Annotated in this window: 23 protein-coding genes; 14 read left to right on the top strand and 9 right to left on the bottom strand. The window is 63.8% G+C overall.

The window, feature by feature from the left end; translation table 11 throughout:
* Nucleotides 1-173: 173 nt before the first annotated feature.
* Nucleotides 174-1,532 (top strand): metal-dependent hydrolase family protein, encoded by a 1,359-nt coding sequence (locus C4S68_RS14430; RefSeq protein WP_200821563.1) that lies wholly within the window; start codon nt 174-176, stop codon nt 1,530-1,532.
* Nucleotides 1,533-1,631: 99 nt separating this feature from the next.
* Here C4S68_RS14430 and C4S68_RS14425 read toward each other — a convergent pair whose 3' ends face one another.
* Complete coding sequence (locus tag C4S68_RS14425; protein ID WP_103933799.1) at nt 1,632-2,456, bottom strand: AraC family transcriptional regulator; 825 nt, start codon at nt 2,454-2,456, stop codon at nt 1,632-1,634.
* 108 nt (nt 2,457-2,564) lie between these two features.
* On the opposite strand from C4S68_RS14425, the gene C4S68_RS14420 reads away from it, so the two are divergent.
* The 3 genes from C4S68_RS14420 to C4S68_RS14410 all read left to right on the top strand — a co-directional run bounded on the left by C4S68_RS14420 (nt 2,565) and on the right by C4S68_RS14410 (nt 4,579).
* Nucleotides 2,565-3,104: a carboxymuconolactone decarboxylase family protein gene (locus C4S68_RS14420; RefSeq protein WP_103933798.1), complete on the top strand. Its 540-nt coding sequence runs from the start codon at nt 2,565-2,567 to the stop codon at nt 3,102-3,104.
* Nucleotides 3,105-3,133: 29 nt separating this feature from the next.
* Nucleotides 3,134-3,745, top strand: coding sequence for a DUF417 family protein (locus C4S68_RS14415; protein ID WP_103933797.1), 612 nt, complete (start codon nt 3,134-3,136; stop codon nt 3,743-3,745).
* 219 nt (nt 3,746-3,964) lie between these two features.
* On the top strand, nt 3,965-4,579 hold the full coding sequence (locus tag C4S68_RS14410; protein WP_235011607.1) for an RNA polymerase sigma factor: 615 nt from the start codon (nt 3,965-3,967) through the stop codon (nt 4,577-4,579).
* 9 nt (nt 4,580-4,588) lie between these two features.
* On the opposite strand, the gene C4S68_RS14405 is transcribed toward C4S68_RS14410, so the two are convergent.
* On the bottom strand, nt 4,589-5,014 hold the full coding sequence (locus C4S68_RS14405; protein WP_235011606.1) for a YciI family protein: 426 nt from the start codon (nt 5,012-5,014) through the stop codon (nt 4,589-4,591).
* Nucleotides 5,015-5,095: 81 nt separating this feature from the next.
* On the opposite strand from C4S68_RS14405, the gene C4S68_RS14400 reads away from it, so the two are divergent.
* The 3 genes from C4S68_RS14400 (at nt 5,096) to C4S68_RS14385 (ending at nt 9,651) form a co-directional block, all read left to right on the top strand.
* Nucleotides 5,096-7,045 (top strand): amidase, encoded by a 1,950-nt coding sequence (locus tag C4S68_RS14400; protein ID WP_103933796.1) that lies wholly within the window; start codon nt 5,096-5,098, stop codon nt 7,043-7,045.
* Nucleotides 7,046-7,410: 365 nt separating this feature from the next.
* Nucleotides 7,411-7,938 carry a hypothetical protein gene (locus C4S68_RS14395; RefSeq protein ID WP_103933795.1) on the top strand — a complete coding sequence of 176 codons (528 nt, stop codon included), beginning with the start codon at nt 7,411-7,413 and terminating at the stop codon, nt 7,936-7,938.
* 186 nt (nt 7,939-8,124) lie between these two features.
* Complete coding sequence (locus C4S68_RS14385; RefSeq protein ID WP_146072152.1) at nt 8,125-9,651, top strand: hypothetical protein; 1,527 nt, start codon at nt 8,125-8,127, stop codon at nt 9,649-9,651.
* 23 nt (nt 9,652-9,674) lie between these two features.
* Here C4S68_RS14385 and C4S68_RS14380 read toward each other — a convergent pair whose 3' ends face one another.
* Nucleotides 9,675-10,325: a YqaA family protein gene (locus C4S68_RS14380; protein WP_103933792.1), complete on the bottom strand. Its 651-nt coding sequence runs from the start codon at nt 10,323-10,325 to the stop codon at nt 9,675-9,677.
* Nucleotides 10,326-10,402: 77 nt separating this feature from the next.
* Nucleotides 10,403-10,951 carry a MogA/MoaB family molybdenum cofactor biosynthesis protein gene (locus tag C4S68_RS14375; protein ID WP_103933791.1) on the bottom strand — a complete coding sequence of 183 codons (549 nt, stop codon included), beginning with the start codon at nt 10,949-10,951 and terminating at the stop codon, nt 10,403-10,405.
* Nucleotides 10,952-11,136: 185 nt separating this feature from the next.
* Between C4S68_RS14375 and C4S68_RS14370 the strand changes: the two genes are divergently transcribed.
* From C4S68_RS14370 to C4S68_RS14355, 4 genes are all read left to right on the top strand, one after another.
* Nucleotides 11,137-12,291, top strand: coding sequence for a TonB C-terminal domain-containing protein (locus C4S68_RS14370; RefSeq protein ID WP_103933790.1), 1,155 nt, complete (start codon nt 11,137-11,139; stop codon nt 12,289-12,291).
* Between the two features lie 44 nt (nt 12,292-12,335).
* Nucleotides 12,336-12,596 (top strand): hypothetical protein, encoded by a 261-nt coding sequence (locus tag C4S68_RS14365; RefSeq protein ID WP_103933789.1) that lies wholly within the window; start codon nt 12,336-12,338, stop codon nt 12,594-12,596.
* 288 nt (nt 12,597-12,884) lie between these two features.
* Nucleotides 12,885-13,874: a tRNA (adenosine(37)-N6)-dimethylallyltransferase MiaA gene (gene miaA / locus C4S68_RS14360; protein ID WP_235011605.1), complete on the top strand. Its 990-nt coding sequence runs from the start codon at nt 12,885-12,887 to the stop codon at nt 13,872-13,874.
* Between the two features lie 160 nt (nt 13,875-14,034).
* Nucleotides 14,035-14,679 (top strand): hypothetical protein, encoded by a 645-nt coding sequence (locus tag C4S68_RS14355; RefSeq protein ID WP_103933788.1) that lies wholly within the window; start codon nt 14,035-14,037, stop codon nt 14,677-14,679.
* Here C4S68_RS14355 and C4S68_RS14350 read toward each other — a convergent pair.
* Genes C4S68_RS14350 through C4S68_RS14340 form a run of 3 tightly spaced genes read right to left on the bottom strand, consistent with a single transcriptional unit; the run spans nt 14,676 to nt 15,848 of the window.
* Nucleotides 14,676-15,062: a DoxX family protein gene (locus C4S68_RS14350; RefSeq protein ID WP_103933787.1), complete on the bottom strand. Its 387-nt coding sequence runs from the start codon at nt 15,060-15,062 to the stop codon at nt 14,676-14,678. The genes C4S68_RS14355 and C4S68_RS14350 overlap by 4 nt on opposite strands.
* Nucleotides 15,059-15,490: an SRPBCC family protein gene (locus C4S68_RS14345; protein WP_103933786.1), complete on the bottom strand. Its 432-nt coding sequence runs from the start codon at nt 15,488-15,490 to the stop codon at nt 15,059-15,061. Before C4S68_RS14345 ends, C4S68_RS14350 begins: the two co-directional genes overlap by 4 nt.
* A gap of 31 nt (nt 15,491-15,521) precedes the next feature.
* On the bottom strand, nt 15,522-15,848 hold the full coding sequence (locus C4S68_RS14340) for an ArsR/SmtB family transcription factor (protein ID WP_103933785.1): 327 nt from the start codon (nt 15,846-15,848) through the stop codon (nt 15,522-15,524).
* A 144-nt stretch (nt 15,849-15,992) separates the two neighbouring features.
* Between C4S68_RS14340 and C4S68_RS14335 the strand changes: the two genes are divergently transcribed.
* Nucleotides 15,993-17,048, top strand: coding sequence for a DUF2235 domain-containing protein (locus C4S68_RS14335; protein WP_103933784.1), 1,056 nt, complete (start codon nt 15,993-15,995; stop codon nt 17,046-17,048).
* 16 nt (nt 17,049-17,064) lie between these two features.
* A complete protein-coding gene (locus C4S68_RS14330) occupies nt 17,065-17,466 on the top strand; it encodes a DUF1801 domain-containing protein (RefSeq protein WP_103933783.1) in 402 nt (133 codons plus the stop codon).
* A 91-nt stretch (nt 17,467-17,557) separates the two neighbouring features.
* Here C4S68_RS14330 and C4S68_RS14325 read toward each other — a convergent pair whose 3' ends face one another.
* Complete coding sequence (locus C4S68_RS14325) at nt 17,558-17,938, bottom strand: carboxypeptidase-like regulatory domain-containing protein (RefSeq protein ID WP_160115166.1); 381 nt, start codon at nt 17,936-17,938, stop codon at nt 17,558-17,560.
* Nucleotides 17,939-18,250: 312 nt separating this feature from the next.
* On the opposite strand from C4S68_RS14325, the gene C4S68_RS14320 reads away from it, so the two are divergent.
* A complete protein-coding gene (locus tag C4S68_RS14320; protein ID WP_160115165.1) occupies nt 18,251-19,051 on the top strand; it encodes a hypothetical protein in 801 nt (266 codons plus the stop codon).
* Between the two features lie 14 nt (nt 19,052-19,065).
* On the opposite strand, the gene C4S68_RS14315 is transcribed toward C4S68_RS14320, so the two are convergent.
* A complete protein-coding gene (locus C4S68_RS14315; protein WP_235011604.1) occupies nt 19,066-20,280 on the bottom strand; it encodes a VWA domain-containing protein in 1,215 nt (404 codons plus the stop codon).
* Nucleotides 20,281-20,292: the final 12 nt, after the last annotated feature.

Raw genomic sequence — 20,292 nt, 5'->3', positions numbered from 1 at the left:
TGATCGTCATGGGCGTTTTCCCCAAAGAAAACGCCACTGCACGCCCTTATCGGGGGACCCATCAACAGGGAAAATGCTCTATGCCGCCTCAAGAGCTCACGGAGTCCTTCAACCCCCTCCCGTCGTATCCTCAATCACAGTTCCCCACTTCTATCCCTCCTTCAGGAGCCCCCGTGACGCTGCGTCCTACGCTTGCCGTTCTGCTCGCCTCTTCTCTTACCCTCGTAGCGCAGGCGCCCGCGAAGCCCGCGAAGGTCATCGTCGTCCACGCGGCGCATATGTTCGATGGCATCAGCGGCAAGCTCACCGGCCCGGTCTCCGTCACCATCACCAACGGCGAGATCACCTCCGTCGCCGAAGGCACAACCTCCGCTCCCGGAGCCACCGTCATCGACCTCGGCGCCGACACCCTGCTGCCCGGCCTCATCGACGTGCACAAGCACATGGGCGGCGGCCCGCGCCTGGCGATGAACGTCTTCCAGTCCCGCCTCACCGTGTCGCCGTTCGAGAACGCCATCGGCGCAGGTGTGATGGCGCGCAAGCTGCTCGAAGAAGGCTTCACGACCGTGCGCAACATGGGCTCCGGCGGCGGGCTGGACCTCGCGCTGAAGCATGACATCGACCGCGGCTGGATTCCGGGCCCGCACATCATCGTGTCTCTTGAACCCCTCAGCGTAAGCGGCGGTCACAGCGATCCGAAGAACGGCATCGACCCCACCTGGACCAACTCCACCTGGGGTGGCAGCGTAGCCGATGGCCCTGAAGAGTTCGCCAAGATCGTGCGCGAGCATCGCCGCGAAGGCGCTGAGGTCATCAAGATCATGCCCTCCGGCGGCGTGCTCTCCATCGGCGACGACCCCAAGGTCCAAACCATGACCAACGAGGAGATCAAGGCCACCATCGACACGGCGCATAACCTCGGGCTCAAGGTTGCAGCACACGCGCACGGCAAGGCCGCGATCGACAACGCGGTGCGCCTCGGCGTCGATTCCATCGAGCACGGTACCTGGGCCGACGCCGAAAGCTTCAAGCTGATGAAGGAGCACGGCACCTACCTCGTGCCCACGCTGCTGGTGGCCGACCAGGTCCACGAGACCGCGCTGCATCATCCCGAGATGCTCAACCCTTCCGCCGCGCAGAAGGCCATCGAAGTCACCCCGCTGATGGCCGGCATGTTGCACGACGCCTACAAGGCGGGCGTAAAGGTCGCGTTCGGCACCGATACCTCCGCCGGCGCCAACGCCCATGAGTTCGCGCTGCTGGTGAAGGCTGGCATGACACCGACCGATGCGCTGCTCGCCGCCACCCGCAACGCCGCCGACCTGCTGAGCATGACCGGCAAAGCCGGTTGCATCAAGGCCGGCTGCTACGGCGACCTGGTCGCCGTCTCGGGCGATCCGCTCGCCGACATCACGACGATGGAGCACATGCAGTTCGTGATGAAGGGCGGCATCGTCTACAAGCAGGACGGCAAGTCCGTAGCCCAGCCCGTCGTAGGCGCCGGCGACGCCGCCGCGGACTTCGACTACTAGCGCTCCAGCCGTGCCTCAGAGCGGCGCTCATTCGATGCTTCCACCTGCAGAAATGGGTGTGCGGTTCGATCTTCCCGGGAAGATCGAACCGCTCCCGTCTTACACCGGATTCCGGGCCAGCCACTCCATCGGAGCGACTCCCATCCGCTTCGAAAAAACCCGGCTCAACGCGGTCGAACCCGCATATCCCACCGCGGGCGCCACCATCTTCAGCGGCTCGCCCTTGCGCAGCAGGGCCTGCGCTGCGCCGATCCTCCAGTCGGTCAGGTAATCAAACGGCGTCGCTCCCACCACCTCATGGAAACGCGCCGCAAACTGCGGACGCGACATCCCCGCCAGCCGCGCCAGCTCCACCAGCGTCCACGCGTGCTCGGGGCGCTCGTGCATCGCGGTGATGGCCTTGCTGAGCCGAGGGTCAGCCAACCCACTCAGCACCCCCGCCTGCACCTGCTGATGATCCAGCGCGGAACGCAGCAGCAGCACCAGGAAGTACTCGGCCAACCGGTCCACGGCGGCCTGCCGTCCCGACCGCTCCCCGAAGGCCTCCGCGAACAGCAACTCCACCGTCGGCGCAAGCTCACGCATCGAGGCAAGCGGAACAAGAAGCAGCTCCGGAAGCGACGATACGAGGGGATTCAGGAGGCCCGCGCCGAACTCGATCTGCGCGCAGACCAGCTCCGGCCCATCCTCTTCGCTCGCCTGGAACTGGTGTCGCATCGGCCGCGGATAGAACAGCACGCTCGGCTCACAGATCACCTGCATCGGCTTGCCTGGCCTCACGATCCGCAGCGTGCCGCTTCGCAGAACGTGCAGGTGCCCCGCCCGTTCGCTCTCATGATCACTGGAGATCCCGCAGAGCTGCCCGGAGTAGAAGACCCGGGCCGAGAGGGCGAAGCGGGCGAAAAAGGGCGAGAGCTGATCCATTGAGACGGACGGGTATCGTAAAGCTACTATCGAGCTCAATGAGTCTCGCACGGAGGCGCATGATCTTCCTGTTGGCCCCTGTGGGGCAGACAGAAACGGAGATCCACGATGCCTCGCATTTCCCCCGTCACCGCTCCTGAACCAGATTCCCCGATCGCCGCCTTGCTGGCGCAGATCAAAGCCAGGTCGGGCAAAGTGATCAAAGCCTATGCCACCATGGCCCAGTCGCCCGTCGCGCTCGAGGGATACCTTGCCTTCTCGGCAGCGCTGCAAAAGGGGCGTCTGACCGCCCGCCAGCGCGAAATCCTGGCCCTGCTCATCTCGCAGAGCAACGAGTGCCAATACTGCCTTTCGGTGCACAGCACCACCGCCAGGATGGCAGGACTCACTCCGGGACAGATTCGTCAGGCCCGGACCGCCAGCAGCGACGATCCGCTGGAGAACGCCATCGCAACGTTCGCACTCAAGGCCATGCAGCAGCGTGGACAGGTCTCCGACGCGGACATGGCAGCAGCTCGCGAAGCCGGTGTGGACGACGGACTCATGATCGAGATCATCGCCAACATTGCGCTGATGACCATGACCAACTACGCCAATCGCCTGGCCGATCCGGTAATCGATTTCCCGGTGGTCCAGGTCCAGCTGTAAGTCGAAGTTACACCGAAAGGAACGTCGTCATGTCTACCCCATCTGCTACCACCGCAACGGTTGCCAACCAATCCGCCGTCACACGTATCTTCCAGCAGGCAGCGCGGCTCGACCGCTTCGGTATGGGCCTGCTGCGCCTTGCATTGGTCGTCGTGCTGCTCTGGATCGGTGGCTTGAAGTTCGCCGACTATGAAGCGGATAGCATCGTCCCGCTCGTCGCCAACAGCCCTGTCATGAGCTTCATCTATCGCTCTCCCGCGCCCGAGTATCGCCACTACATGAACAAGGAAGGCGAAGTAATCCCCGCGCATCATCAGTGGAACGAAGCCAACCGCACCTACCCCGTCTCCTATGGCCTGGGCGTCGTGATCATCCTGATCGGCCTCCTCATCGCGTCCTACCCGTTTGCACCGCAGCTCTCCGCCATCGGCAGCTTCCTTCTTATCGGAATGGCGCTCACAACGTTATCGTTTCTCGTGACAACGCCGGAGGTGTGGGTTCCCGCCATAGGCTCCTCGACGCACGGCTTCCCCTATCTCGCTGGCGGCGGACGGCTGATCATCAAGGACTCCATCATGCTGGGCGCAGCCGTCGTGACACTCGCAGACTCCGCCCGAAGCTGGCTGCGCCGCCAACAGTAACGTATTCGGCTCCAAAGACGTCTCCCCGTACGTACCAGGCGCAGCATCTCTCCCAGGTGTAATGTCCCGCACCCGCCTGCGTCTTCCTACACGACGAACGGCCTGAAGCCGAGTCACGAAGGAGATCCACGCCATGACCACCCGTTGCAACAACTGCGCCTGCGGCCCCACCTGCACCTGCCCCGACTGCAACTGCCCCGGCACTGTGCCGAATCTGCCATGCTGCTAACAGAGACTGCGGTCCGCCGGGGCAAAGCTCTCGCGGACCGCAAGCCCCTCATTCCCTCTGCGATGGCCACGAACGCGAAACTCGAAGACCTGCTCACCCGCCGGTCGCGCTTCCTCGCCTTCGTCGCCCGCCGCGTCGACGACCGCGCCCTCGCCGAAGACATCCTGCAGGCCGCCTACATGCGCGCCCTCGAGCGCTCCACCACCCTGCGCGATGACGAGTCCGCCGTCGCCTGGTTCTTCGCCGTCCTCCGCAACGCCATCATCGACCACTTCCGCCGCCGCAGCACAGAGAGCTCCGCCCTCGAACGCTGGACGCAGGAGCTGGCACACGGTGCAGCAACCAGCATCCAGACCCACGACCTCGTCTGCCACTGCATCGCCTACGTGCTGCCCTCGCTGCGCCCCGCCTACGCCGAGATCCTGCGCGAGGTCGATCTGGCCGAAGAGCCGCTGAGCACCTACGCCACGCGCCACCAACTCACCCCCGGCAACGCGGCCGTACGCGCCCACCGCGCCCGCGCCGCCCTCAAGCGCGAGCTCGCAAGAACCTGCGGAGCGTGCGCCCAGCACAAGTGCCTCAACTGCGACTGCAAGCGCGCGTAAGCCGCGGCATCACCGATGCAGGAACACATGCATCGGCGTCAGTTCGTAGTGATTCAGCCCGGCCTTGATCGTCGGATCGCCCTCGATCATGGCCCGCGCTTCGGCCTCGCTCGCCGTTTGCAGGATCCAAATTCCGTAGGCGCCCTTCGGATCCATCACCCGGCCCAGCAGCAACACCTTGCCGGTCTTGAACTGATCGGCCCAGTACGCTGCATGCTGCTGCATGAGCGCCATCTCGGCGGGCGTCATGTCCTGCGCAAACGTCGCACGCGGCGCGATGAGCCGCCCGAAGAACTGTACCGTTGCAGACGCCGTTGCGGGAGCAGGGGTCGAAGCAGCCGGGCTCTGTGCGCGCGCATCCTGCGCGACAGCCGCCACCATTGTGGCAGCAACCAGCAGAAGACCAAGGATGGAACGAGCTTGTGTACGGAACATGGGACACAATCTAGCTCATACCCATTTCCGTGCAAACGTAAAAGCTGCATGCCTCCCGCGCCCCATGGGATGATTGCCCCTATGGACTCCTTCAACGAAGCCAGGCAGGTCTCCCGCCCCGGCGTCTCCCGGCGCAGCATCCTGCAGGCCGCCAGCGCCGCCGGCCTCGGCAGCACGCTCTTCCCCGGCGCCCTGCTCGGCCTGCTGTCCAGCTCCAGCACCGCCGAGGCCCAGCAGCTCTCGCCCTCCGACCTCCGCGGCTGGCCCATGATCACACCCGAGATGATCGACGCCGCGGGCGTCATCGCAGCGATCAAAATCTCCGACGAGCAGAAGCAGACGATGCTCAACGACCTCGTCGGCAAGCGCAACTCCTGGCTGCGCATCCGTTCGCTCAAGCTGCCCAACAGCGTCGCGCCCGTCACGGTGACCCTCCCCATACCGCCGCGCGCTCCGCAAAAGGACCCCGCCACCGGCATCCACGGCCTCGGCCACGTCGACCTGTCCAGCTACACCGGCGTCCTCGAAACCAACGGCATCGCCAGCGAGCAACTCGCCTTCGCCACCGTCACCGAACTGGGCGCTCTGCTGCGCGCAAAGAGGGTCACCCCCACCGGCCTCACGAAGATGTACCTCGCGCGCCTGCGCCGCTACGATCCGCAGCTGCACTTTGTCATCACCTACACCGAAGAGCGTGCCCTCAAGCAGGCCGCCGCAGCCGACGCCCGCTTCGCCGCGCACATGCCCCTCGGCCCACTCGACGGCATCCCCTGGGGATCCAAGGACCTGCTCGCCGTCGCCGGCTACCCCACCACCTGGGGAGCTGGGGGGTATGAAGCCCAGCACTTCGACACCGACGCCGTGGTCGTCCAGCGCCTCGCCGCCGCCGGAGCCGTCCTGCTCGCCAAGCTCTCCCTCGGCGCGCTCGCGCAGGGCGATCTCTGGGGAGGCGTCGACACCTTCCAGCGCACCCGCAACCCGTGGAACCCGCAGCAGGGCAGCAGCGGCTCCTCCGCCGGCAGCGCCAGCTCGGTAAGCGCAGGCTGCGTCGGCTTCGCCATCGGCACCGAAACCCTCGGCTCCATCTCCTCCCCCTCCACCCGCTGCGGCGTCGTCGGGCTGCGCCCCAGCTACGGCCTGGTGCCCCGCACCGGAGCCATGGCCCTCAGCTGGTCCATGGACAAGATCGGTCCCATCGCCCGCAGCGTCGAAGACGCCGCCCTCGTGCTCAACGTCATCCAGGGACCCGACGGCCACGACCTCTCCGTCCAGCCCGCAGGCTTCTCCGCCGACTTCTCCCTCGATCTCAGGAAGCTCCGCATCGGCTACCTCAAGTCCGCCTTCGACGAGCCCGTCTTCAAGCCTTCCTCCGAGGACGACCTCGCCAGGCTCACGCCCGAAGAACGTACCAAGAGGACTGAGTCCGAGAAGACCTACTTCGCCCGCCGCGCCTACGACGCCAAATTCGACCGCGCCACGCTCGACAAGCTCCGCGCGATGGGCCTCACGCTCACCCCGTGCGAGCTGCCCAGCTTCCCCTTCGGCGCGCTGGGCACGATCCTCTCCGCCGAAGGCGCCGCCGCCTTCGACGAGCTCACCACCTCCGGCCGCGACGCTCTGCTCGCCGGCCAGAGCCCCGGCGACTGGCCCAACAGCTTCCGCGAGGCCCGCTTCATCCCCGCCGTCGACTACATCCAGGCCCAGCGCGCGCGCTCCCTCGCCATGCAGCAGATGCACGACCTCTTCGCCCAGTTCGACGTCATCGTCGCTCCCTCCGGCGGCATGCAGCTCACCGCCACCAACCACACCGGCCAGCCCGCCATCATCGTCCCCAACGGCCTCCGCGGCGACGACGCACCCGCCTTCGTCCCACCCGACGCCAACGACCCCGTCCCCTCCTGGGGAGGCCCCGGAACGCCCGTCTCCATCACCTTCCTCGCGCCTCTCTATGCGGAAGGCCCAGCCCTCGCACTCGCCAACGCCTACGCAAAGGCCACCGGCTTCACCAACCTCCACCCGAAGCTCAAGTAGAGCAGTCCGAGCAAGATGAGCGATGAGATCGTCTATCTGTATCGCGGCGTCCACGTCCGTCATCCGGCTCTGGATGATGCCCGACGGGGAATTGTGCGGCCGGCTAAGCCAGACGGAACGATCTCTGCTCGCGAACACAACTTCGGCGGTATGTCTAAAGTGAGCCCTTACACATCGTGGACGAGGCGACTGGAGATTGCCCAGTTACACGCTCGGCAATATGGCCCAGGAGGTCTTGTTCTCCGTGTTAGAACGGGCAGCCCAATGCCTGAAGCAACCTGGGAGTGGGTTTACTCTGACGATGAATACGGAGAAGATGAAGTCTTGTTGCGCGGGTTTAGACTTGATGTGGAGGTGATAGAAGCATGAGCCTTCTCCGAGAGAACTCAAGTCCGGCAGACCACACCGAGTCGCGAGGTGTTCCTTCGTCTGTGACCCTCCGGCATCGGCTTCTCGCGCAGCGCGTTGCTGATCGCCTCCTCGGCGATCGCCCCTTATCTGCGCTACCGAAGATTCTTGCTCTCGCCTCCAGTGAGGACGTTGAGATTTCTGAAGCGCCCGTAAATTCTGCTCAAGAAGTGCTTTCTACGTGGTATGCGCGCCTAGTGAACGCAACTCTCAATGAGAAGAGAGTCGTTGGACTCAAGTCCCTGGTTCAAGCACTCCGCAGCCTACCGGCTGACGAGACAATCGAACAGATCAACGTATTCGCTAAACGTCGGACCGGCATCGTCTTCTTCAGCCTGAAATCAGGAGAGCTCATTGGTGCGATCTTTAGTACGCGCACGGATGCGGATGACCGGCGTTCCCAGAGGAATTTCCTTGCGGCAAACGCCGAGTCTACAGCTCCGGATCAGCAGGTGGTCAATCTCCGCTTCATGCACACCAAGTAACAGACCTTTTCCGCGCTAGCCTCATCGCGTCGCCCGCTCGTGTTTCGAATGAGCCGTCGCGGGTCTCCAGAAGACCATCCGATTTTCCCCCTGAAGCCATCTCCCATCGCCTGGCATCGCAACCATCCTCCCTCCCGCGCGTCCTATCTCCGTCCGCCTTGCACGCAGTCCCTTCAGGAGTCCCCGTTGAAGCTCTCACCCTCCGCACTCGCCGCGCTCCTGATCGCCACACCTGCCATGGCCTGCACCTCGGACTGCCCGATGATGAAGTCGCTGCACCCGGGAACCCCCTGCGAGCCCATCTCCGCCGCAGCCGCTCCCTCCATGGCCACGGCTCCCGCCACCCCGCCCATGGTCATGCAGGCCCGCAATCTCATCGAGGCCCAGCTACAACACGGCTCCAGCGGCACCAGCATCGAGCCCGCCTCCACACCCGTCTCCATGCTCATGACCTCGGGCCACGGCTGGCAGCTCATGCTCCACGGCACCGCCTTCGTCGCCAACAACCAGCAGCAGGCCGCCAAAGTTCCAGGCCAGGCCGAGCGTGGCCGCGACGCCTTCTTCTCCACCAACTGGGTCATGCCCATGGCCGAGCATCGCGTCGGCCCCGGCACGCTCACCCTGCGCACCATGCTCTCGCTCGAGCCCGGCACCGTCCACAACCGCGAGTACCCCGAGCTGTTTCAGCAGGGCGAGACCGCCTACGGCACACCCATCCTCGACGGCCAGCACCCCCACGATCTCTGGATGGAACTCGCCGCCATCTACGACGTCCCGCTCGGCAAGCGCGCCCTCTTCGAGCTCTACTCCGCGCCCGTCGGCGACCCCGCCATCGGCCCAACCGCCTACCCGCACCGCGCCTCCGCCGGCGAAGATCCCCTCGCCGCGCTCGGCCATCATCAGGAAGACTCCACCCACATCGCCTTCAACGTCATCACCGGCGGCCTCACCTACCGCTGGGCCCGCGTCGAGCTCTCCGGCTTCCACGGGGGAGAACCCGCCGAAGACCGCTGGCACTTCCAGCCCTCCACCAACGGCCACAACGTCGACTCCGTCTCCACCCGCCTCACCGTCTCACCCACCGCCGACTGGACCGGCCAGTACTCCTTCGCCCACATCCAGCACCCCGAAGCCCTCTATCCCACCGAAGACCAGCAGCGCCAGACCGCCAGCATCATGTACCACCACACCTGGAAGCACGCAGCGAGTGACAACGCTATGGGAAGCATGGACATGAGCGGCGACATGGCTGGCATGGACATGGCAGCCATGGATATGAAGCACAGCGCCGCCATGCCCGGCATGTCCGCCGAGCCCAGCACCGACCTCTCCGCCACGTTCGTCTGGGGACGCACCAAAGCCGAGCCCCTCGCACCCACCAGCGCGTCCGAGGTCGCCAACAGCTACCTCGCCGAGGCCCGCTTCAAATTCCTCACGAAGAACTACGTCTGGACGCGCCTCGAGAACGCCGCCCGCACCAGCGAGTTGGAGCTGACGCCCGGAGCTCCGCTGCCCATCGGCTTCGACGAGCAAGGCGTCGGCCACGTCGCCGCCTACAGCTTCGGCTACGACCGCGACTTCGCCGCCGGCCCCCACCTCGTCATCGCACCCGGCACGCAGATCAGCTTCTACCGCACACCCGACGCGCTGAGGTCCATCTACGGAAACACACCCACCGGCGAAGCCTTCTTCCTCCGCCTGCGGTTGCGTTAAAGCGAAGATGCAAGATTCCGCCCCTACTCCTCCGCCGGCAGCGGCTCTCCCTTGCGGCGATCGAACAGCTTCCGCACGATGTAAAACACCAGCGCCAGCAGGATGGCCACGGCCACGCCGATCACCACGCTCATGTGCGTGTGCATCACGTGCTTCAGGCTATGCATCAGCGTCGGGCCGAACCAGATCGTCAGCAGCGAGCACACCAGGAACTGGATCAGCTTGCCCGTGAAGATCGCCAGCACGAACGGCAGCGGCTTCATCTCGAACACACCCGCCGCAAACTCGAACAGCTTCAGCGGCGTCGGCGGAGGCAGCATCGCCGGCACCATGATCGCCAGGAACTCCTGCCGCTCGAAGCGATCGCGAATCTTCTCATACCGCTCACGATTGATCCGCTTCAGCAGGAAGAACTCGCCGCCCGCGCGCCCGATATAAAACGGCACCAGCGACCCGATCGCCGAGGCCAGCGCCGCCACCAGGCTGTAGATCAGGAACCGGCTGTGGTTGCTCGCCACATACCCGATCACCACCCCGTCCATCGAAACCGGGATCGGGATCAGCGCAGAGTCAATCAGAGCCAGACCACCAACGCCCCACACACCCAACGGTTTCATGACCGCCAGGATGCCGAGCGAGAACTTGTGCAGGAACGCTATGGGAGTAATCTTCACCGACCTTCTATTCTAGTCGGCTAAAGAGCAAACGCGTTTCCATGGCATGACATCGCGTCCTCCCTGCGCAACAATTCTCACCCCTGATGAGCGTGGTCCGTGTGCCCGGCCAACAGGTCCAGCGCATGCGGCAGCAACGGCAGAATCACTCCCAGCGCATGCTTCGCACCTGCCGGGCTGCCGGGAAGATTCACGACCAGCGTCGCTCCCAGACATACCGCTACGCCACGGCCCAGCGACGCCATCGGCGTCTCCCGCACGCCCTCGCGCCGAATCAGCTCCGCCAGCCCCGGCACCAGTCGGGTGGCCACTGCCAGCGTCGCCTCGGGAGTGACATCGCGCGACGCCAGCCCGGTTCCGCCGGTCGTCAGCACTAGCTCTGCATGGCTGGCCGCCGCCTTCAGCCCCTCTTCGAGCACATGACGATCGTCCGGCAGCACCATGCGCTCGATGACCTGCGCGCCAGACTCCCGCAGCATCGTTTCGATCGCCGGCCCGGAGACATCCTCCTGCGTCCCTGCGAAGCACCGATCGCTGGCGGTAATGACGATGGCCTTGCGGCCCGAGAGAGGGCCGGACGCGAGGTCAAGCGACGAGGGCTGGGACGTATCTGCGTGCGAATCCATAGTTTGCACCATGCTCTGGAAAGGATACCGCCAGCGGCTCACCGTCGCAGCCTCTGCGTCCACCCGGGATGCGACAATGGAGGGAAGGCGCGGGCAACCTGCTGCGACCCCATGGACATAGCTGCTTCGCTATCGAAGGATTGCGCAACCTTCGGTACGGTTCATCCGTCCGAGCTTAAGACCCGATGCCGCCTATCACCCCCACCGATCCAAACCGAATTCAGAGCGATACAACGCCGCAGGGCGGTCCCGATGGGGCCACGGAGTCTGGCGGTCAGAACGACGCGAACGAGCACGGTGAGGTCCGCCCGTCCTCTTCGAAGCAGCCGGTCACCTTCATCCCCCATGCGCCGGATGGCTCCGTGCCCTCCAGGCCGGTCATCGTCCGCAGCGCCCGCTATGGGGATCTCGAGGCCCAGGAGCTGCTGCACCTCCTCGACACCATCGAGGACGAGCGCGCCCGCGGCCGGTTTCGCGAATCGATCTACATCTCGCTCTTCATCTGGGTCGTCATCCTCTGGGTGCTCTTCTATGGGCCCAAGTATCTTTGGCACGCGCCGCAGCTCGTCTCACCCGCCGCTGCGCTGCACGACAAGGAACTGACCATTCTCAACGCTCCCCGGCTGCCGCACCCTGCGCCGAAGCTCCCTGAGAAAGCGCTCGACAACAAGACACTGGAGAAGCTGCGGGCGATGAATCCCAAGCCCGCTCCGGAAGCTCCACGGCCGGCGGCCGAAACGCCCCCTCCGCCGACAACGACACCGATTCCGCCGACAACTCCGCCGTCACTTCCCACTCCGGTCACGGCGACCCCCGTGACCCCGCGGACGACCTCGCCCATCGTGGCGGACGCTCCGCAGCCGCAGCCCAGCACCCACCCCAGCTTCAACACGCCCTCCACCAGCGACGCGATGCGCAACCTGGCCGGAGACGTAGCGCGCAATCCCAACGCCATTGGTGGCGGCGGTGGACGTCGCGGCGGCAGCGGTGGCCCGCTCAACATGGGCGGCGTCGAGGTGCTCTCGCCCAACCCGAACAATGTGGACCTCGGCCCCTACCTTCGCAAGATCATGGCGGACGTCTACCGCAACTGGTACCCGCTGATCCCCGAAGAGGCCCAGCCGCCGATCTCCAAGCAGGGTGAGGCCCTCATCCGCTTCACCATCAATCCGGATGGCAGCATCACCGCGATGCACCTCGATGGCTCAACCCACGACGACGCCATCAACCGCTCCTGCTGGGGTTCCATCACCAGCGAAGGCCAGTTCCCGGAGCTGCCCAAGAACTGGAAGGGTCCGCTTGAGCTCCGCTTCCACTACCTGGTGAACAAGCAGCCGTAAGCTCGCCGGTCACAGGCCGGGTGCATGGCCGTAAGCTATTCGGGATGGATCTCGATCCCAGCTCACCGGCGCAGGCCAGCCTCTTTGAGGAAGGTTCTGGCGTTGCGGACTTCACCGCAGCGTGGACCGAGAACTCTGACCGCGACGCCGCCACACGAGAAGCCGAGGATCGGGCGGCTCACGCCCTCGAGCGCCGCCGCATGATCCGCGGCCTGCTGCTGGTTGGTGTCATCGTCCTGCTAGCCAGCCTGGCACGTGCAGGCATCGGCCGAGCTTTCTACTCCGGCTGGTGGAGGCAGTGGTGAAGAGCGGATGGTAAGTGGTAAGTGAATAGTGGCAAGTGAGTAGTGAAAGACAACAACAATTCACAAGGAGCAGCGAAGACAAAGCTGGCATCTGGTAGCTGGCCGCTCAATATCAAGAACCCGAAACCCGAACCTCGGAACTGAATCACAACTTTCATCTTTACCGTTGCCGTTGCCGTTGCCTTTGCCTTTGCTTTTGCTTTTGCTTTGCTTTTCACTACTCACTACTCACTACTCACTAGCCACTACTCACTCACCACTTACCACTTCTCACTTCTCACTTCTCACTTGTCACTCACCGCCAGCATCCCCGCCCCACTGATCGTCCTCGCCGGCCCCACCGCCAGCGGCAAGACGTCGCTCGCCATTCATCTGGCCGAGCAGCTCAACGGGGAGATCCTCAGCTGCGACTCTGTCTCCGTCTATCGCGGCCTTGACATCGGCTCGGCGAAGCCATCGCTTGAGGAGCGGACCCGCATCCCGCACTACGGTCTCGACTGGTACGCTCCCAACGAAGAGGCCACCGCCGGCGACTACGCCCGGCGAGGCCGCATCGCTCTCGCCGACATCACATCACGAGGCAAGCTCCCCATCGTCGCCGGAGGCACCGGCCTTTATCTGCGTGCGCTGATCGAAGGCCTGGCCCCGGCACCGCAGCGCGACGAAGCTCTGCGCGACCGTCTCCGCGCGCGGGAGGAAAAGCGCCCCGGCTCGCTGCATCGCCTGCTGACGCGCTTCGACGCGCGCGCCGCCGCCGCGATCCACGCCAACGACATTCCCAAGGTGATTCGCGCGCTCGAGATGACGCTGCTCGCGCAGGCACCCCAGACCACGCAATGGGCGGCAGGCAAAGAGGCGCTGGAGGGTTACAGCGTGCTCCGGCTCGGCCTCGATCCCCCGCGCGCCTTGCTCTACGAGCGCATCAACGCGCGCGCTGCCGCCATGTTTGAGCGTGGTCTCGTCGAAGAGACCGCTGCCATTCGCGCAGAGTACGGCGAAGCCCTGCGCTCGATGGGCGCCCTTGGCTATGCGCAGGCCAGCGCGCTACTGCGCGGAGAGATCACGCGAGAAGAAGCCATCCGCGCCGCGCAGCAGGGCCACCGCAACTACGCCAAACGGCAGCTCACATGGTTCCGCCGCGAGCCAGACATGCGCTGGCTGCAAGGCTTCGGCGACGCGGCGAACATCCAGCACGAGGCCCTCGAAACGACGCTCGACTTTCTGTCAGCTGCGAATGGGCCCTACATACAATCTCTGCAGGAAGACGACAAAGCATAGACTGGCTACGCTCGTGGGTTCTTTGCTGCCGTCGCGCTTTAACCTCGGCCCTTCTGCTGCTGGCTCGCACACGCACGGGCCTCCGAACTCCGCAAGAAGGTCTCCCATGCTTGCCTTCCCCACAATGTTGTCTCGACTTAGGCAGCAGCACGGAGAGCTCGTGCCGCCGCCCGCGCAAGGCCCCTTCGCTCTCGTGATGTGGGAGAACGCCTGCTATCTGCTGCCCGACACCCGCCGCCAGGAGGTATTCGACGCGCTGCGACAGAAGGTAGGCATGAGCGCCGCAGCGATCGACAGCGCGTCCGACGCCACCCTGCTGCCCCTCGCGCAGCGAGGCGGCATGCGGCCGGAAACCCGCGTCTTCCGCTGGCGCGAGATTGCGCGTATCACGCTTCAACAGTTCGGCGGGGACCTGGACACCATCCTCACGCGCCCCTACTCCGAAGCGAAAAAGGCCCTCAAGCAGTTTCCCAACATCGGCGATCCGGGAGCGGAGAAGATCCTCCTCTTTTGCGGCATGGCCTCAGGTCTGCCACTCGAATCGAACGGTTTGCGGGTGCTCGTCCGCCTCGGCTGGGGAAGATCGCAAAAGAGCTACGCCGCCATGTATCGCGACGTGCAGCAGAACATCGCAACGGTGCGGCCACGAAACGCCACCGCGCTGCAGGAGGCCTTTCTGTTGCTGAGGGAACACGGCCGCGCAACCTGCAAGGACAAAGCTCCCCACTGCGACCGATGCTCGCTGGCCAAAGGCTGCGAGTACGCTGCGCACAGGGTCGCCGCCTTCCTCTCATCCGCGGGCTAGCCAGGCGACTGTTGCGAATCAAGCCGCCGGTAGCACACGTACGATCCCGCCCAAAGCACGCCTGTCCCGACAGACCAGCCCCACGCCGCGACACCATCTCCCACCGCAAGGTGCGCGATCAGCGCCGAGATGAGCGTGATCGCGAAACCCGCGTAGGCCCACTCTTTGAGACGCGGTGGAACGATTGGGACGAGAATGGCGACCAGCCCTGCAAACTTCGCCCAGGAGAGCTCCACGCGGAAGTAGCCCGGGAAACCAAGGTGCGCGAAACTCTCCGCCACCTGCGGCAGCCGCAGCTGCGCATAGGCCGTGAATCCCATCTGCAGCGCGAACAGCACGGTCGCCATCCAGAAGCCGATGACTGCACCTCGGGAGCTTTTCATTCGGCCCCCAGTTCGCCCACGACCTTATCCATGGCGCCAAGGAACTTCTGCCAGCCGTACATCGCGCCCTTGTAGTTGGCGTCGCGATCCATCGGAAAGCCCGAGTGCTCCATGTGAACGAGTGTGCCACCCTCGGTCGGTGTCAGCGTGAAGTTCACGACGGTATCGAGCCCGAAGGTGCTCCAGCGATACGAGAGCTCCTTCAGTGGCTCGACCACCAGCACCTCGCAGTCGATGATGCCATCCCAGTTCGGCATCGGTTCGCTGCGCAGCTGAAACCTTCGCCCAACCTCGGGCTCGAAGTCGTTCTTCATCAGCCACTGCGCGACGAGCGCCTTCTCCGTGAGCGCCCGCCACACCTTCTGCTGCGGATGCGCAAACATCTTTTCCATCACGACGGAACGACTGCTCTGTATCTCGCTGCTCATTGCTTCTCTCTCCTTTTCGCGTGATTGCCCCTCACGGTTCCATCCCATCCAGCAAGGCTTCCAGGCGGTCGAATCTCTCGCGCCAGAAGGTACTGTAAGCACGCAGCCAGTCCGCCATCGGCGCCAGCGCTTCGGGTTGCGCGCGATAGTGGGTCTCGCGCCCGGCACGCCGATGCCGCACCAGCCGCGCCTTCTTCAGCACCGTCAGGTGCTTCGACACGGCAGGCTGTGAGACGCCGGCAAAGCTCGTCAGGGCATGCACCGTCTGCTCGCCCTGACGGGTCAGCTCCTCGAAGATCGCCCGCCGGGTAGGGTCGGCGAGAGCGCGAAACACGTGCTGGGGGCTGGCTGACTTCACAACGGAATCATCACCATTTGGTTATGAGTTGTCAAGCCTTGTATCGACTCATTTTCAGCCCTCTGAGTTACAGTGGCAGCACGATGTCGGGCCCCGTCGCAACGTTGTTCGTTCGAGCCAACGCTTCCCCGGAGAGTGAAAGCAATGCCAAAGAACATCGTCCTCTGCGCCGATGGAACGTGGAACACGCCCCACGGCCCCTCTGCGGCCGTCACCGATACCAACGTCCGCAAGCTGTACATGACGCTCGTCAACAGCGACTCGCAGCTGAAGTACTATGACAGCGGCGTCGGTACCGATGGCACACCGCTCGATCATCTCGTCGGCGGCGCCATGGGAGAAGGCCTCTTCCAGAAGGTGCAGGACTGCTACGCCTTCCTTGCCAACGTCTACGATCCCGGCGACAGCATCTATCTCTTCGGCTTCAGTCGCGGGGCCTTCACCGCCCGCAGCATCGCCGGCATGATCGCCGGCTTCGGTGTGCCCTCCATCAACATGGATAACCGCACCGTCAGCCAGATCTTCGCGGCGTATCGCGAACCCGACCCAACCACGAAGGCTGCGCTCAAGAAGCAGCTCACCTCTACCTACGGCCTGCAGGACGTCATCGTCGAGATGGTTGGCGTATGGGATACGGTGGGTTCACTTGGCATCCCCGGCATCTTCTTCAACATGTTCAACCAGAAGAAGTATGGCTTCCTCGATACCAGCATTCATCCCTGCATCAATCACGGCTATCACGCCGTCAGCATCGATGAGCGCCGCGCGCAGTTCCTTCCCACGCTCTGGACGAACCCCGATGGCTCGCCCCTGGTCAACAACGCGCAGGTCGAGCAGGTGTGGTTTCCCGGTGTGCACTGCGATGTGGGTGGCAGCTATGTCGACTGCCAGCTCGCAGACATCACACTCAGCTGGATGCTGCAGAAGGCCATCAAACACGGGCTACAGATCTCCGACGAAGCGAAGGCGGTCAACCTCACGCCACCCATCACGGACATCAGCGGCCACACGCATGACGAGTGGAAGCTCATTCCGTGGGGGCTGCCGGAACATCGTACGGTACCGGGCATCGCCACCATGTCCAACACGGTGCAGGAGCGCCTTGATCTCGTAAGCGACTACGCTCCTCCGAACCTTCAACTCGATGGACGCAAGCTGCACGGCTACGCCATCGCACAGGTGCTGCCCTACGCCGGCTAATCCTGGTTCTCTCACGATGAAGACAGAACTCCTGCGATTCAACGGCGCCGTAGCGCACGATCCTGCGATCGATGCGTGGCTGTGGCAACATCAGGGCGCGCTCGGAGACATCGCACGCCACTGGTTCCACGCGATGCGCCGATGCGGCGACGAAGTCCGCGAACTGCTGCATGATGGCTGCCCTGCCGCGTGCCTCGGAGACGTTCCCTTTGGCTACGTCAACGTCTTCACCTCGCACGTCAACGTGGGCTTCTTCCAGGGAGCGTCGCTGCAAGATCCAGCAAAGCTCCTGCAGGGCTCCGGCAAGCGCATGCGCCACGTGAAGCTGAGGCTCGACGTCCCCGTGGACGCGGTGGCCCTCCACAATCTCATCGAACTCGCCTGGGATGACATCAAGGCCCGCGTCGAGCGTGGCTGACCGAAGCGCTTCTCTCATCGGGGAGGTCTTGGAACGGCCTCCGCCTCGGGAAGAGTTTCAGCATGCATGAACAGCGTGCCTTCGGGACTCACTACCGCGCGTCTACCTCGATCTCCTGCGCCACAGAGATACCCAGCGTCACATCCTCGTGGGTCACCTTGTCGGTCACCACGGCGACGGCTTCGAGCGCAGGGGTGAAGCCTGCGGCATTGATGCTGATGGTATAGCTGCCGGCTGCGAGGTTCGCTACGTCAAACGCTCCACGGGCGTCGCTCTTGAGCGTGTGCGAAACACCGTCTGCATTCGTCACCGTGATCTCCGCCCGCTGAATGAGAGCGCCGGAAGGATCCAGGACCGTGCCGTGGATCGAGCCCAGGTTCGCGCTGTCCGTGGACTGAGCCATTGCGGTTGCAGTGATGCCGCTCATCAGAAAGCCGAGCGCGAGAATCGTCGAAGTCATTGTCTTGGTCATTGAGTTTCTCCTTGAGAGGTTGTCAGAAGCTTTGTCTGAAGCTTCTCCAGAAGAAATCATGCGCGCAGGCCGTGCTGTCGCATTGCGTAAAGCCATGTCACGCTTTGTCACTCGAAGCGTAGTGCTGTGTCACGAAGCAAGGTCACACCTTTCACAGAAACGACCATCCTACGACGCCTCGCTTCTGCGCATCGCCGCGCGAAGGCCCCGGCTGCTGCCATCGAATAAATGCTCCTGCCATCTGCATGCGCTTCCCATGCATCACAACAACAGCGCAGTATTTCCCGGCGCGAAGTCATTCACGGGGTCTTCATGAGCCATCGTTCCATGCTGCGTTCGGCCGGATTCTCGGCGCTGGTTATCGCCTCTTCCCTCACCGTGGCCTCTGCCCAGATGGAGGTGAAGCATACCGTCGGCGCGTTGCATGGCTTCCTCGTGATTCGCTCGGAAGGTGGCGTCGATATTGGCTCCGGAGAGGTATCCGAATTCGCCGAAGGCGACCGCGTCACGGTGAAAACGGTCTATCGTTTCCGCGATGGTTCGCTCGACGAAGAGACCGCCGTCTTCAATCAGCGCAAGAGCTTCCAGTTCGTTAGCGACCATCACATCCAGAGCGGGCGCTTCTTCCCGAAGCCATCCGACATCACCATCGACGCCAGCGGTCAGGTGACCATGCGTTCCACCGACAAGGACGGCAAGGCCAAGGTCGAAACAACGAAGATGGATGTTGCACCAGGGCTATCGAACGGAGTCATGGGCACCATTCTGCAGAACATCGCGCCCAACGCTCCCGAGTTCAAGCTTGACATGATCGTTCCCGCAGGCAAGCCACGCGCTATCAAGCTCGACGTCGCTCCCGCAGGCAAACAGTCCGTCCGCATCGCGGGCCTGCGCCACGAGACCAGCGTCTTTCGTCTGAAGACCGAGATCGGTGGCGTCGCGGGAGTGATCGCGCCCATGGTCGGCAAGCAGCCGCCGGACATCTTCATCTCCATCATTGAAGGTGAAGTGCCGGTGATCGTCCGTATCCTCGGGCCACTCGGAGAAGGTACAGCTGTCGTGGACATCCAACTTGCCGGAGCGACCTTCCCACGCAGCCCGGCCTCGCACTAACGCGCTTCCACGGGCTATTGCGGAGGCACCGGAGCAGCGTTCTTCGGCAGGTCCGGAGTGTCGCTGGGTGTCACCTCGGGCGCGCCGTTCGGGTCATCAATCCAATATCCATTGCGGGCTTCGACCCTCAGGTTGACGTGATCCGGCAATGTGAGCTGGATCGTGTGAAAGCCTGTCGTCGGACTTGAAGGACGGAAGCTGAGCACGTAACGATTCGGCACATGATTCGCAATCGTCAACAAAGCCCGCTGCATCGACTTCTCGTTGTTGAAGCTGTAGTACTCGCCGCCAGTCAGCTTTGACACTGTCTCCGGCACATTGCGACGCATGCTGTTGCCCAACGCAATCGCCGCCATCTTCGCAAGGCGCAGCGGAGGAATCAACTGCGCGAAGCAATCGAAGTTCTGTTGCGAGCGGGTGGGCTGCATCGCCGGTGCGATCGTGTCATCGTGCGCGAAGCAACCGTGCGCGGGCCCTGGATCGTGCGAAGAGCTGATCGCTCCGCCATGCTTCAGTTCGGCCTTGGTCGAATTGAAGCTCACCGTGTAGATCGTTGTGTTCGTGTCCGCAACGGCATGCAGGGTATCCACAAGAGACGTATGGCTGCCATGATCCAGCGTCTCGCTGAAGAGCAGAATCGCGCGACGGTACGATGTCGGCTGCTTCCGCAGCATCTCCACCGCGAAGCTCAACGCATCGTAGATCGCGGCCTTCTGATCGCCCGGCTGCAGGCTGCCCAACGTAATGTTCACCGCATTCAGGCTCGGCGTAAAGGGCTGCTCCACCGTCGGCGCGGAGTCGAAGCCCACAACCGCCACCTTGCGCGGCACTGCGCCGATTACGTTGTCCAGCAGAGCGCCTAGCTGCCCGTACTGGTGCAGCTTCTCCGCTCCATCGCTGCCCGTCTCCACAACGATGACAAGCGCCAGCGGCTCGCCACCCGTATCTTCCTCAAGCCGCAGCTTCTGCGGAATTCCGTTGTCCGTCAGCTGGAAGTCATCCTTGCCCAGCGTGAAGACGATGTCGCCGCTCTTGGTCTTTACCAGTGCAGGCACCACCACAAGGTTCGACCGCACGCTGATCGTCGCCGTCTGCGCATCGCCCGCGGGCTGGGCGTCAACGGCTGGCGTCGTCGAGTCTGTCTGCGCCGATGCCACGCAGGCTACGGCGGCAGACATCGCCGCCAACAGGGTCGTGCGCACATGGGAGGTGGAAGGAGTCATCATCATGCGGTTCGAGAC

It is taken from the genome of Bryocella elongata, from assembly GCF_900108185.1.
GTDB lineage: Bacteria > Acidobacteriota > Terriglobia > Terriglobales > Acidobacteriaceae > Granulicella > Granulicella elongata.
Note: the sequence above shows the minus strand (reverse complement) of the source record. Positions and strands in the feature narration are given on the sequence as shown.

Bases quoted from the DNA above. Each gene is read 5' to 3' on its own strand.
- C4S68_RS14345 (WP_103933786.1), bottom strand. From the start codon at position 15,490: ATGAGCAGCGAGATACAGAGCAGTCGTTCCGTCGTGATGGAAAAGATG.
- C4S68_RS14395 (WP_103933795.1), top strand. From the start codon at position 7,411: ATGAGCCTTCTCCGAGAGAACTCAAGTCCGGCAGACCACACCGAGTCG.
- C4S68_RS14365 (WP_103933789.1), top strand. From the start codon at position 12,336: ATGGATCTCGATCCCAGCTCACCGGCGCAGGCCAGCCTCTTTGAGGAA.
- C4S68_RS14370 (WP_103933790.1), top strand. From the start codon at position 11,137: ATGCCGCCTATCACCCCCACCGATCCAAACCGAATTCAGAGCGATACA.
- C4S68_RS14315 (WP_235011604.1), bottom strand. From the start codon at position 20,280: ATGATGATGACTCCTTCCACCTCCCATGTGCGCACGACCCTGTTGGCG.
- C4S68_RS14415 (WP_103933797.1), top strand. From the start codon at position 3,134: ATGTCTACCCCATCTGCTACCACCGCAACGGTTGCCAACCAATCCGCC.
- C4S68_RS14400 (WP_103933796.1), top strand. From the start codon at position 5,096: ATGGACTCCTTCAACGAAGCCAGGCAGGTCTCCCGCCCCGGCGTCTCC.
- C4S68_RS14330 (WP_103933783.1), top strand. From the start codon at position 17,065: ATGAAGACAGAACTCCTGCGATTCAACGGCGCCGTAGCGCACGATCCT.
- C4S68_RS14350 (WP_103933787.1), bottom strand. From the start codon at position 15,062: ATGAAAAGCTCCCGAGGTGCAGTCATCGGCTTCTGGATGGCGACCGTG.
- C4S68_RS14405 (WP_235011606.1), bottom strand. From the start codon at position 5,014: ATGTTCCGTACACAAGCTCGTTCCATCCTTGGTCTTCTGCTGGTTGCT.
- C4S68_RS14325 (WP_160115166.1), bottom strand. From the start codon at position 17,938: ATGACCAAGACAATGACTTCGACGATTCTCGCGCTCGGCTTTCTGATG.
- C4S68_RS14425 (WP_103933799.1), bottom strand. From the start codon at position 2,456: ATGGATCAGCTCTCGCCCTTTTTCGCCCGCTTCGCCCTCTCGGCCCGG.
- C4S68_RS14335 (WP_103933784.1), top strand. From the start codon at position 15,993: ATGCCAAAGAACATCGTCCTCTGCGCCGATGGAACGTGGAACACGCCC.
- C4S68_RS14410 (WP_235011607.1), top strand. From the start codon at position 3,965: ATGCTGCTAACAGAGACTGCGGTCCGCCGGGGCAAAGCTCTCGCGGAC.
- C4S68_RS14375 (WP_103933791.1), bottom strand. From the start codon at position 10,951: ATGGATTCGCACGCAGATACGTCCCAGCCCTCGTCGCTTGACCTCGCG.
- C4S68_RS14320 (WP_160115165.1), top strand. From the start codon at position 18,251: ATGAGCCATCGTTCCATGCTGCGTTCGGCCGGATTCTCGGCGCTGGTT.
- C4S68_RS14420 (WP_103933798.1), top strand. From the start codon at position 2,565: ATGCCTCGCATTTCCCCCGTCACCGCTCCTGAACCAGATTCCCCGATC.